Raw genomic sequence first — 12,301 nt, forward strand, 5'->3', positions numbered from 1 at the left:
ACAGCGACGATGCCGGCCGAAGAGAGCTCCGCGCGGCCCCGTAAGGGCCGCTCACGGGCCACCGCGGCGATCAGCCGGGCAATCGCCCCACCACTGCTCGCGGGAGCGGGTGCGGGCGTCACGGCGCCGTTCGGCCCCGTCCTCAGGGTCCGGTCGGCAGTCGGCTCCAGGCGCCCCTCGGCGCCCCGCTCCAGGGGGCGCACCGGCGGTTCCCGTGCGCCGCGTTCCCCCCGCGGGAGCCTGCGGGGGATGTACGAGCGGGTGCGCAGGGCCTGGGACCGCCCGCTGACCGCGTACTACCTGATCCTGGGCGCCGGCCTGCTGATCACCGTGCTCGGTCTGGTGATGGTCTACTCCGCGTCGATGATCAAGGCGCTGGAACTCGAGAAACCGGGCACCTACTTCTTCCGCAAACAGTTCCTGGCCGCTGTCGTCGGCGCCGGACTGATGGCGCTCGCCGCCCGGATGCCCGCCAAACTGCACCGGGCGTTCGCCTACCCGCTGCTCATGGGCACCGTCTTCCTGATGGTGCTGGTCCAGGTACCGGGGATAGGGATGTCGGTCAACGGCAACCAGAACTGGCTCTACCTGGGCGGCCCCTTCCAGCTCCAGCCCAGTGAGTTCGGCAAGCTCGCCCTGGTCCTGTGGGGCGCGGACCTGCTCGCCCGCAAACAGGACAAAAGGCTGCTGACCCAGTGGAAGCACCTGCTCGTCCCGCTCGTCCCGGTCGCCTTCATGCTCCTCGGGCTGATCATGCTCGGCGGCGACATGGGAACTGCGATCATTCTCACCGCGATCCTGTTCGGACTGCTCTGGCTGGCCGGGGCGCCCACCCGGCTCTTCGGCGGGGTGCTCGGATTCGCCGCGCTGATCGCTTTCGTGCTGATCAAGACCAGTCCGAACCGGATGTCCAGGCTCGCCTGCATCGGCGCCAGCGAGCCGGGACCGGGGGACTCCTGCTGGCAGGCGGTGCACGGCATCTATGCTCTGGCGTCCGGCGGATGGTTCGGTTCCGGGCTCGGTGCGAGTGTGGAAAAATGGGGCCAACTACCTGAACCGCACACCGACTTCATCTTCGCCATCACCGGGGAGGAACTGGGGTTGGCGGGGACGCTGTCGGTACTCGCCCTCTTCGCGGCTCTAGGCTATGCGGGTATCCGCGTGGCCGGACGCACGGAGGACCCCTTCGTGAGGTACGCCGCGGGAGGTGTGACCACCTGGATCACGGTGCAGGCCGTGATCAACATCGGTGCGGTGCTCGGCCTGCTGCCGATCGCCGGAGTCCCGCTCCCGCTGTTCTCCTACGGAGGATCGGCCCTGCTGCCGACCATGTTCGCCGTCGGGCTGCTGATCGCGTTCGCGCGAGAGGATCCCGCTGCGAAGGCGGCCCTGGCCATGCGGAGGCCCGGGGTGAGATGGAAGACGATGAGACGGCGCGTCAAGAAGCGTCCGTCCGGAGAGCGGTGAATTTCGGTGCATGTCGTACTCGCCGGCGGGGGGACCGCCGGCCACATCGAGCCCGCGCTCGCCCTCGCGGACGCCCTGCGCAGGCAGGACCCGAACGTGGGAATCACTGCCCTCGGCACGGAGCGCGGACTCGAGACCAGGCTCGTACCCGAGCGGGGGTACGAACTCGCCCTGATCCCGGCCGTGCCGCTGCCGCGCAAGCCCACCCCGGAACTGATCACCGTCCCGGGACGGCTGCGCGGCACCATCAAGGCCGCCGAGCAGATCCTGGAACGCACCAAGGCGGACTGCGTCGTCGGCTTCGGCGGCTACGTCGCCCTGCCCGGCTACCTCGCCGCCAAGCGGGCCGGGGTGCCGATCGTCGTCCACGAGGCCAACGCCCGTCCCGGCCTGGCCAACAAGATCGGTTCGCGGTACGCCCACGGCGTCGCCGTCTCCACCCCCGACAGCAAGCTGCGCGGTGCCCGCTACATCGGCATCCCGCTGCGCCGCACCATCGCGACCCTGGACCGGGCCCGGGTCCGCCCCGAGGCGCGTGCCGCGTTCGGCCTCGACCCCAACCTGCCGACGCTGCTGGTCTCCGGCGGCTCGCAGGGCGCCCGCCACCTCAACGAGGTGGTACAGCGGGTCGCCCCGCTGCTGCAGCGCTCCGGAATCCAGATCCTCCATGTGGTGGGCCCGAAGAACGAATTGCCGCGCGTCGACAACATGCCCGGGATGCCGCCCTACATCCCGGTACCGTACGTGGACCGGATGGATCTCGCGTACGCCGCGGCCGACATGATGCTCTGCCGCGCCGGCGCGATGACCGTCGCCGAACTCTCCGCCGTCGGGCTCCCTGCCGCCTACGTCCCGTTGCCCATCGGCAACGGCGAACAGCGGCTCAACGCCCAGCCGGTGGTCAACGCCGGCGGCGGTCTGCTGGTGGACGACGCGGCGCTCACCCCCGAGTGGGTGCAGGGCCACGTCCTCCCGGTGCTCGCGGATCCGCACCGGCTGTACGAGATGTCCCGCGCCGCCGCCGAGTTCGGCCGCCGGGACGCCGACGACCTGCTCGTCGGCATGGTGTACGAGGCGATTGCCGCACGCCGTAGCGCGTGAGGCGGACGGGTCCGGGGGCGGCGCCCCCGGACCCGGCATAAGGAGCGAGCGTGGCCGGACCGACGACCGTCCAGCGCGGAGCAGCGCAGCAGGAGGACTCCCCGGCCCGCCCGCCGCGTCCGCGCTCCGAGAGGCGCCGACTGCCCAGCCGCAGAACGCTGATCTTGATCGGCGTCCTCGTGCTGCTGCTCGCCTCCGGCGCCGTCTGGGCGCTCTACGGCTCCTCCTGGTTCCGGGCCGAACAGGTCAGGACCACCGGTGTCGACGTACTGACGCCGGCCGAGGTGGAGGCCGTCGCGGCGGTCCCGATCGGCTCCCCGCTGATCTCCGTCGACACCGACGCCATCGCTGATCGGTTGCGCCAGAAGTTGCCTCGTATCGACTCCGTGGATGTCGTACGGTCATGGCCGCACGGAATCGGACTTAAGGTGACAGAACGACAGCCGGTCCTGTTGGTCAAAAAGGGCGCGAAGTTCATCGAAGTGGACGCGAAGGGTGTGCATTTCGCAACGGTGGACAAATCGCCCGGACGCGTACCTCTGCTGGAACTGAAACCTGATCAGTCCGCGAGTCTGCGCCGTTTCGGCAGTGACCGGTTGGTGCGGGAAGCGGTCCGGGTCGCGGGCGAACTCCCGGGCGGCGTCGCCAAGGACACCGAGGTCGTGCGGGTCACCTCGTACGACTCGATCTCCCTGCGGCTCACCCGGGGGCGAACGGTGATCTGGGGCAGCGGCGAAGCGGGTCCGGTGAAGGCAAGAGTTCTCACCGCTCTCATGAAAGTCGCTCCCAAAGCGGGACACTTCGACGTGAGTGCACCCACCGCCCCTTCCGTGTCGGGTGGTTGACGCACATTTGGCCTGGCCAGCACCCTGGTTGGTCAGCGCTACGGGTGATCACATAGGGTGAAAAGAAAAACGGGAGGTTCGGCGTGTTCGTTGAACGTGCGCCACTTGTCGACTTAGTGTCCTGTTCGGAAGAGTCCATGAAACAGACACACTGGTAACCCTAAACTTCAACGTTAGGGTTTGGGTCGGCGTTTCGGACCGCCCCAATCGGCATCCGTCGTCGCGGCGGGACTACCGCGAAGCGACGACACGTAACTCGAGGCGAGAGGCCTTCGACGTGGCAGCACCGCAGAACTACCTCGCAGTCATCAAGGTCATCGGTGTCGGCGGCGGTGGTGTCAATGCCATCAACCGAATGATCGAGGTCGGTCTCAAGGGCGTCGAGTTCATCGCGATCAACACTGATGCGCAAGCCCTGTTGATGAGCGACGCCGACGTCAAGCTCGACGTCGGTCGTGAACTCACCCGCGGCCTTGGCGCCGGCGCCAACCCGGCAGTCGGTCGCAAGGCGGCAGAGGACCACCGTGAGGAGATCGAGGAGGTCCTCAAGGGGGCCGACATGGTCTTCGTCACCGCCGGAGAAGGCGGCGGCACCGGCACCGGCGGCGCACCCGTCGTCGCCAACATCGCGCGCTCGCTCGGCGCCCTGACGATCGGCGTGGTCACCCGCCCGTTCACCTTCGAGGGCCGGCGACGCGCGAACCAGGCGGAGGACGGCATCGCCGAACTCCGCGAAGAGGTCGACACCCTCATCGTCATTCCCAACGACCGACTGCTGTCCATCTCGGACCGCCAGGTCAGTGTGCTCGACGCGTTCAAGTCGGCCGACCAGGTGCTGCTGTCGGGTGTCCAGGGCATCACCGACCTCATCACCACCCCAGGTCTGATCAACCTCGACTTCGCCGACGTCAAGTCGGTCATGTCCGAGGCCGGATCGGCACTCATGGGCATCGGATCGGCCCGTGGCGACGACCGTGCGGTGGCCGCCGCGGAGATGGCGATCTCCTCGCCGCTCCTGGAGGCGTCCATCGACGGCGCCCGCGGTGTCCTGCTCTCCATCTCCGGCGGCAGCGACCTCGGTCTCTTCGAGATCAACGAGGCCGCCCAGCTGGTGAGCGAGGCGGCGCACCCCGAGGCGAACATCATCTTCGGCGCGGTCATCGACGACGCGCTGGGCGACGAGGTGCGGGTCACCGTGATCGCCGCGGGCTTCGACGGCGGACAGCCGCCGGCCCGTCGCGAGAACGTGCTGGGTGCCAACTCGGCCAAGCGCGACGAGCCCGCCGCGCCGGTCCGGACTCCGGAGCCGGTGCGTCAGGCCGGTGGACTGGGCTCCGTGCCCATCCGGGAGGAGCCGCCGGTCCAGGCGGAGCCTGTTCCGGTGGTGAGTGAGAGCCACCTGCCGCCGGTCGCGCCGCCGCACGTCCCGCCGGCCCGTCCCGCGTACCAGGACTCGCAGGCCGAAGAGCTGGATGTCCCGGACTTCTTGAAGTGATAGCTCAGCACCACGCACTGTCCTCGACGGGCGGCGCGCACTTCGCCTTCACCGACAGGTGGGGCGGAGTGAGCGCCGCTCCGTACGAGGAGCTCAACCTCGGCGGCGCGGTCGGAGACGACCCCGCCGCCGTTCTGGCCAATCGCGAACGCGCCGCCCGGGGCCTCGGCCTGGACCCGGCGCGGGTCGTGTGGATGAACCAGGTGCACGGGCGGGACGTCGCGGTCGTCGAAGGGCCGTGGGGGGACGCTTCGCAGATCCCCGCGGTGGACGCGGTGGTGACCGCCCGGCGCGGGCTCCCCCTCGCCGTGCTCACCGCCGACTGCACCCCCGTACTGCTCGCCGACCCGGTCGCCGGGATCGCGGCCGCGGCGCACGCGGGCCGTCCCGGCCTGGTCGCCGGGGTCGTCCCCGCCGTGGTCGAGGCCATGACCGGGCTCGGCGCCGCCCCCTCCCGGATCGTCGCCCGCACCGGGCCCGCGGTCTGCGGCCGGTGCTACGAAGTCCCGGCCGAGATGCGCGCCGAGGTCGCGAAGAGCGTCCCGGCCGCCTGGTCCGAGACCAGCTGGGGCACTCCGGCCGTGGACGTCACCGCCGGGGTCCATGCCCAGCTCGAAGCACTCGGCATCGAGGACCTGCTGGCCTCGCCGGTCTGCACCCTTGAATCGGGCGATCACTTCTCGTACCGCCGCGACCGCACCACCGGGCGGCTCGCCGGATATGTCTGGTTGGACTGATAGGGCATGACAGACCGTAAGGCTCAACTCGCCGAAAACCTGGCGCGGGTGGAGGAACGCATCGTTTCCGCCTGTTCCGCCGCTGGTCGCGAGCGGGAAGAAGTGACCCTCATCGTGGTCACCAAGACCTATCCCGCGAGCGATGTGCGGATTCTGCACGAACTGGGTGTACGTCATGTCGCGGAGAATCGTGACCAGGACGCCGCACCCAAAGCGGCCGAATGTGCGGATCTGTCGCTCACATGGCACTTTGTCGGTCAATTGCAGACGAATAAGGTTCGTTCTGTGGCGAGTTATGCCGATGTCGTGCAGTCGGTGGACCGGGTCAGACTGGTCACGGCCCTCTCGGCAGCTGCTGAACGCGAAGGGCGCGAACTCGGCTGTCTCATCCAGGTGGCGCTCGACGCGGAGAGCGGCGAGCGGGGCGACCGGGGTGGCGTCGCACCGGACGGGATCGAGGAGTTGGCCGCCGCGGTCGAATCCGCGCCGGGGCTGCGGCTCGGCGGTCTGATGACCGTCGCGCCGCTCGCCGGACCGTACGCGGGACGCCAACGGGCCGCCTTCGACCGGATGATGGAATTCTCATCCCGCCTGCGCGGGAACCATCCGGCTGCGAACATGGTCTCCGCAGGGATGAGCGCGGACCTCGAGGACGCGGTTGCGGCCGGAGCGACACATGTGCGCGTCGGTACGGCGGTACTCGGAGTCCGACCGAGGCTCGGGTAACGTCGCCAAGCAGGTCGGACCACAGCAGAAAATATGGTCATTCCCGCCTGTGGCGGGCAGGCCTCAGTGGATCGCGGGGCACTTGGTGACAGATGCCGATCCACCACAGAGCGGAGGACTCAGAGCATGGCCGGCGCGATGCGCAAGATGGCGGTCTACCTCGGCCTCGTGGAGGACGATGGGTACGACGGTCCGGGGTTCGACCCCGACGACGAATTCGAACCCGAGCCGGAGCCCGAGCGCGACCGGCGGCGGCACCAGCCCGCGCATCAGGTGGAGCGGGACCGGGAACGGGGCGAACCGGTACGAGCGGTGCAGCCTCCCGCGCAGCGGGAGCCGGTTCAGATCCCGGCGGAGAGAGAGCGACCCGCCCGGATCGCGCCCGTGGCATCCATCACACCTGAACGCCCGAACATGGAGAAGAACGCACCGGTGATCATGCCCAAGGTCGTGTCCGAGCGGGAGCCCTACCGCATCACCACGCTGCACCCCCGGACCTACAACGAGGCCCGTACCATCGGGGAACACTTCCGTGAGGGCACTCCGGTGATCATGAATCTCACGGAGATGGACGATACGGATGCAAAGCGACTTGTCGACTTTGCCGCAGGACTCGTCTTCGGACTCCATGGCAGCATTGAGCGCGTGACGCAGAAGGTGTTCCTGTTGTCGCCTGCTAACGTCGATGTCACGGCGGAGGACAAGGCCCGTATCGCTGAGGGCGGATTCTTCAACCAGAGCTGAGAACACGACACCGGGAACAACCCGGCCGCGAGGCCGGAGCTACGAGAGCCAGGGGAGAGGGAAGCGCGAAATGGGCGTCGCACTGCAGGTTGTCTATATCGCGCTGATGTGTTTCCTCATCGTGCTGATCTTCCGGCTGGTCATGGACTACGTCTTCCAGTTCGCGCGTTCATGGCAGCCCGGCAAGCCGATGATGGTCATACTTGAGGCCACCTACACTGTCACCGATCCACCGCTCAAGCTTCTGCGGCGGTTCATCCCGCCGCTGCGTCTCGGGAGCGTGGCACTCGACCTGTCCTTCTTCGTTCTGATGATCATCGTCTACATCCTGATCAACGTTGTGATCATGCTGTGAGCGATACGGTCTTGCCGACTGCCGACGACTACGTAGAGGTGAAGAAGAGATGCCGCTGACTCCTGAGGACGTGCGGAACAAGCAGTTCACGACCGTCCGCCTCCGAGAAGGCTATGACGAGGACGAGGTCGATGCCTTCCTCGACGAGGTCGAGTCCGAGCTGACCCGCCTGCTCCGTGAGAACGAGGACCTTCGCGCGAAGCTGGCCGCTGCCACGCGTGCCGCCGCGCAGAACCAGCAGCAGGGCATGCGCAAGCCGGAGCCGCAGGACCGGCCCGGGGCGCCTGTGCCCGCCGCCATATCGGGTCCGCCGGTCCAGCAGCAGCCCCCGCAGATGGGTCCCCCCCAGCTGCCCGGTGGTGCTCCGCAGCTGCCCGCCGGTCCCAGTGGTCACGGTCCTGGTCCCCAGGGCCAGCACGGCCCCGGTCCGCAGGGCCCGCACGGCCCCGGCCCGATGCAGGGCGGTCCCATGGGTGGCCCGATGGGCGGCCCCATGGGCGGTCACGCCCCGCAGCAGCAGATGCAGCAGATGCAGCCGCCGCAGATGCAGCAGCCCGGTCAGGGCCCCGGTGGCGACAGCGCCGCCCGTGTCCTCTCGCTCGCGCAGCAGACCGCCGACCAGGCGATCGCGGAGGCCCGTTCCGAGGCCAACAAGATCGTCGGCGAGGCGCGCAGCCGCGCCGAGGGCCTGGAGCGGGACGCGCGTGCCAAGGCGGACGCCCTGGAGCGGGACGCTCAGGAGAAGCACCGCGTGGCGATGGGCTCGCTGGAGTCGGCCCGCGCGACGCTGGAGCGCAAGGTCGAGGATCTGCGTGGCTTCGAGCGTGAGTACCGGACCCGTCTGAAGTCCTACCTGGAGAGCCAGCTGCGGCAGCTGGAGACCCAGGCGGACGACTCGCTGGCTCCGCCGCGGACCCCGGCGACCGCTTCGCTGCCGCCGTCGCCCTCGCTGGCTCCGGCCGGTGCGGGTGCCATGGGCCACGCCATGGGCGGCAACCACGGCAACCAGCCGATGGGCGGCAACCCGTCCATGGGCGGTGGGCCCTCGTACGGCGGCCAGCAGCAGATGTCGCCGGCGATGACCCAGCCGATGGCGCCGGTGCGGCCGCAGGCGCCGCAGCCGATGCAGCAGGCTCCTTCGCCGATGCGTGGGTTCCTGATCGACGAGGACGACAACTGAGCCGGGTGCGCGCGGTGAGCGCGTAGCCGTCGGCAGGCTGAGGGCCGGGCCCCGGGGATTTCCCTGGGGCCCGGCCCTTTTGCTGTGCGGGTGCGGGTGGGGGCGCTGCGCGGGCCTGTTCCCCTGCCCGCCCCTTCCCGAACCTGGAGCTCAGCCCCAGACCCCGCTCCTCAATCGCAGGAGGGGCTGAAATGCGGCGCCGGGGCGGGTTGAAGAGTGACGCGGGGAGGCGCCGAAATGCGGCGCCGGGCGGGCTGAAGGGCGGGGCGGGAGGGAACAGCGGGAGGGCCCGGCCGGGACATCAGTCCGGCCGGGCCCTCCCGTTTCTCGTGGGTTACTGCTCCGTCTTGCGGAGGCGGAAGGTCAGGGACAGGCCCTCGTCCTCGAACGGTTCGCCGTACGTCGGGTCCGCCTCGCCCTGGGCGTAGTCCAGGGCGAGGACCTCGTCCGCGATCAGGGTCGCGTGTTCGGTCAGGGCCTCCACCGTGGCGCGGGCCGCCGAGGTCCAGCGGACGGCGATGCGGTCGGCGACGTCCAGGCCGCTGTTCTTGCGGGCCTCCTGGATGAGGCGGATCGCGTCACGGGCGAGGCCCGCGCGCCGCAGCTCCGGGGTGATCTCCAGGTCCAGGGCGACCGTCGCGCCCGAGTCGGACGCCACCGACCAGCCCTCGCGCGGGGTCTCGGTGATGATCACCTCGTCGGGGGAGAGGGTGAGCGTCTCGCCGTCCACCTCGACCGATGCCGTGCCCTCGCGCAGGGCCAGTGAGAGGGCCGCGGCGTCGGCGTTCGCGACGGCCTTGGCCACCGCCTGGACGCCCTTGCCGAATCGCTTGCCGAGCGCCCGGAAGTTGGCCTTCGCGGTCGTGTCGACCAGTGAGCCGCCGACCTCCGAGAGCGAGGCCAGCGAGGAGACGTTCAGCTCCTCGGTGATCTGGGCGTGCAGTTCGGGGGAGAGCGATTCGAAGCCGGCCGCCGCGACCAGGGCGCGCGACAGCGGCTGGCGGGTCTTGACGCCCGACTCGGCGCGGGTGGCCCGGCCCAGCTCGACCAGGCGGCGGACCAGCGCCATCTGCGTGGAGAGGGCGGGGTCGATCGCTGCCGGGTCCGCCTTCGGCCAGGTGGAGAGGTGGACCGACTCGGGGGCGTCCGGCGTGACCGGGACGACCAGGTCCTGCCAGACCCGCTCGGTGATGAACGGGGTGAGCGGGGCCATCAGCCGGGTCACCGTCTCGACGACCTCGTGCAGGGTGCGCAGCGCCGCCTTGTCGCCCTGCCAGAAGCGGCGGCGCGAGCGGCGTACGTACCAGTTGGACAGGTCGTCGACGAAAGAGGACAGCAGCTTGCCGGCGCGCTGGGTGTCGTAGCTCTCCAGGGCTTGCGTGACCTGGTCCACCAGCGCGTTCAGCTCGCTCAGCAGCCAGCGGTCCAGGACCGTGCGGTCCGCCGGGGCCGGGTCGGCCGCGGACGGCGCCCAGTTCGACGTACGGGCGTACAGGGCCTGGAAGGCGACCGTGTTCCAGTACGTGAGGAGCGTCTTGCGGACGACCTCCTGGATCGTGTTGTGGCCGACGCGGCGCGCCGCCCACGGGGAGCCGCCCGCCGCCATGAACCAGCGGACCGCGTCCGCGCCGTGCTGGTCCATGAGGGGGATGGGCTGAAGGATGTTGCCCAGGTGCTTGGACATCTTGCGGCCGTCCTCGGCGAGGATGTGGCCCAGGCAGACCACGTTCTCGTACGACGACTTGTCGAAGACCAGGGTGCCGACCGCCATCAGCGTGTAGAACCAGCCACGGGTCTGGTCGATGGCCTCGGAGATGAACTGCGCCGGGTAGCGGCTCTCGAAGAGCTCCTTGTTCTTGTACGGGTAGCCCCACTGCGCGAACGGCATCGAACCCGAGTCGTACCAGGCGTCGATGACCTCCGGGACGCGGTACGCCTCCAGTTGGCAGTTCTCGTGCGAGCAGGTGAACGTGATCTCGTCGATGAACGGGCGGTGCGGGTCGAGGCCCGAGAGGTCGGTGCCGGCGAGCTCGCCGAGCTCGGTGCGGGAGCCCACGCAGGTGAGGTGGCCGTCCTCGCAGCGCCAGATCGGCAGCGGGGTGCCCCAGTAGCGGTTGCGGGACAGCGCCCAGTCGACGTTGTTGTTCAACCAGTCGCCGAAGCGGCCGTTCTTGACGGAGTCCGGGAACCAGTTGGTCTTCTCGTTCTCCTGGAGCAGCCGGTCCTTGATGGCGGTCGTGCGGATGTACCAGGACGGCTGCGCGTAGTAGAGCAGCGCGGTGTGGCAGCGCCAGCAGTGCGGGTAGCTGTGCTCGTACGGGACGTGCCGGAAGAGCTTGCCGCGGGCGGCCAGGTCCTCGGTGAGCGTCTCGTCGGCCTTCTTGAAGAAGACCCCGCCGACCAGCGGCAGGTCCTCCTCGAAGGTGCCGTCGGGGCGGACCGGGTTCACGACCGGCAGGCCGTACGCCTTGCAGACCAGGAGGTCGTCGGCGCCGAAGGCGGGCGACTGGTGGACCAGACCCGTACCGTCCTCGGTCGTCACGTACTCGGCGTTGACGACGTAGTGCGCCTCGGCCGGGAAGTCGACGAGGGTGAACGGGCGCTCGTAGGTCCAGCGCTCCATCTCGCGGCCGGTGAAGCTCTCGCCGGTGGTCTCCCAGCCCTCGCCCAGCGCCTTCTCGACGAGCGGCTGCGCGACGACGAGCTTCTCCTCGCCATCGGTCGCGACGACGTAGGTGACGTCGGGGTGCGCGGCGACGGCGGTGTTGGAGACCAGGGTCCAGGGGGTGGTCGTCCAGACGAGGAGGGAGGCTTCGCCGGCCAGCGGGCCGGAGGTGAGGGGGAAGCGGACGAAGACCGAGGGGTCGACGACCGTCTCGTACCCCTGGGCCAGCTCGTGGTCGGAGAGGCCGGTGCCGCAGCGGGGGCACCAGGGGGCGACGCGGTGGTCCTGGACCAGGAGGCCCTTGTTGAAGATCTCCTTCAGCGACCACCACACCGACTCGACGTACTCGGGGTCCATCGTGCGGTACGCCTCGTCGAGGTCGACCCAGTAGCCCATGCGGGTCGTGAGCTCGGTGAAGGCGTCCGTGTGGCGGGTCACGGACTCACGGCACTTGGCGTTGAACTCGGCGATGCCGTACGCCTCGATGTCCTTCTTGCCGTTGAAGCCCAGCTCCTTCTCGACCGCGAGCTCGACCGGCAGTCCGTGGCAGTCCCAGCCGGCCTTGCGGCCGACGTGGTAGCCCTGCATGGTCCGGAAGCGGGGGAAGACGTCCTTGAAGACGCGGGCCTCGATGTGGTGGGCGCCGGGCATGCCGTTGGCGGTGGGCGGGCCCTCGTAGAAGACCCACTCGGGACGGCCCTCGGACTGTTCGAGGCTCTTGGCGAAGACCTTGCTGTCGCGCCAGAAATCGAGCACGGCGTGCTCCAGCGCGGGCAGGTCGACCTGGGCGGGTACCTGGTGGTACTGCGGCGATGTCATGGGCGGACTTCCTCCGGCGGACGTTTTCCACTTCCGTCGGAGGGACGAGGGCCTCATCGGCTCCCGCGGTACCACCCTCCTTGACCCCGGGCGTGCGCCCGTGGCCCCCTCATTGGGGCGCGATGCCGGTTCTACTTGCCCTGCGGGCGTTCTTCCGACGGCTCCGG

10 protein-coding genes are annotated in these 12,301 nt (G+C 69.4%); 9 read left to right on the forward strand and 1 reads right to left on the reverse strand.

Annotated features, from left to right (window positions below; genetic code table 11):
* The first annotated feature begins 9 nt into the window (after nucleotides 1–9).
* The 9 genes from ftsW (at nucleotide 10) to ACIRJP_RS03900 (ending at nucleotide 8,650) form a co-directional block, all read left to right on the forward strand.
* Entirely contained in the window at nucleotides 10–1,467 is a 1,458-nt protein-coding gene (gene ftsW, locus ACIRJP_RS03860) for a putative lipid II flippase FtsW (RefSeq protein WP_404167837.1), read from the forward strand.
* A gap of 6 nt (nucleotides 1,468–1,473) precedes the next feature.
* Nucleotides 1,474–2,568 (forward strand): undecaprenyldiphospho-muramoylpentapeptide beta-N-acetylglucosaminyltransferase, encoded by a 1,095-nt coding sequence (gene murG, locus ACIRJP_RS03865; RefSeq protein WP_404167839.1) that lies wholly within the window; start codon nucleotides 1,474–1,476, stop codon nucleotides 2,566–2,568.
* A gap of 50 nt (nucleotides 2,569–2,618) precedes the next feature.
* Nucleotides 2,619–3,413 (forward strand): cell division protein FtsQ/DivIB, encoded by a 795-nt coding sequence (locus tag ACIRJP_RS03870; RefSeq protein WP_404167841.1) that lies wholly within the window; start codon nucleotides 2,619–2,621, stop codon nucleotides 3,411–3,413.
* A 277-nt stretch (nucleotides 3,414–3,690) separates the two neighbouring features.
* Entirely contained in the window at nucleotides 3,691–4,908 is a 1,218-nt protein-coding gene (gene ftsZ / locus ACIRJP_RS03875) for a cell division protein FtsZ (protein WP_266736724.1), read from the forward strand.
* Nucleotides 4,905–5,645, forward strand: a complete 741-nt coding sequence (pgeF, locus tag ACIRJP_RS03880; protein WP_404167843.1) for a peptidoglycan editing factor PgeF — start codon at nucleotides 4,905–4,907, stop codon at nucleotides 5,643–5,645. The genes ftsZ and pgeF overlap by 4 nt, the downstream gene beginning before the upstream one ends.
* Nucleotides 5,646–5,651: 6 nt before the next feature.
* Nucleotides 5,652–6,371, forward strand: coding sequence for a YggS family pyridoxal phosphate-dependent enzyme (locus ACIRJP_RS03885; protein ID WP_404167845.1), 720 nt, complete (start codon nucleotides 5,652–5,654; stop codon nucleotides 6,369–6,371).
* 126 nt (nucleotides 6,372–6,497) lie between these two features.
* Nucleotides 6,498–7,115 (forward strand): cell division protein SepF, encoded by a 618-nt coding sequence (locus ACIRJP_RS03890; RefSeq protein WP_404167847.1) that lies wholly within the window; start codon nucleotides 6,498–6,500, stop codon nucleotides 7,113–7,115.
* A 70-nt stretch (nucleotides 7,116–7,185) separates the two neighbouring features.
* Nucleotides 7,186–7,470, forward strand: coding sequence for a YggT family protein (locus ACIRJP_RS03895; protein WP_404167849.1), 285 nt, complete (start codon nucleotides 7,186–7,188; stop codon nucleotides 7,468–7,470).
* Nucleotides 7,471–7,519: 49 nt separating this feature from the next.
* Nucleotides 7,520–8,650: a DivIVA domain-containing protein gene (locus ACIRJP_RS03900; RefSeq protein ID WP_266736717.1), complete on the forward strand. Its 1,131-nt coding sequence runs from the start codon at nucleotides 7,520–7,522 to the stop codon at nucleotides 8,648–8,650.
* A gap of 334 nt (nucleotides 8,651–8,984) precedes the next feature.
* On the opposite strand, the gene ileS is transcribed toward ACIRJP_RS03900, so the two are convergent.
* Nucleotides 8,985–12,134, reverse strand: coding sequence for an isoleucine--tRNA ligase (ileS, locus tag ACIRJP_RS03905; protein WP_404167851.1), 3,150 nt, complete (start codon nucleotides 12,132–12,134; stop codon nucleotides 8,985–8,987).
* Between the last annotated feature and the right edge of the window lie 167 nt (nucleotides 12,135–12,301).

The sequence above is a fragment of the Streptomyces sp. NPDC102437 genome (genome assembly GCF_044765565.1).
In the GTDB taxonomy this organism is placed as follows: Bacteria; Actinomycetota; Actinomycetes; order Streptomycetales; family Streptomycetaceae; genus Streptomyces.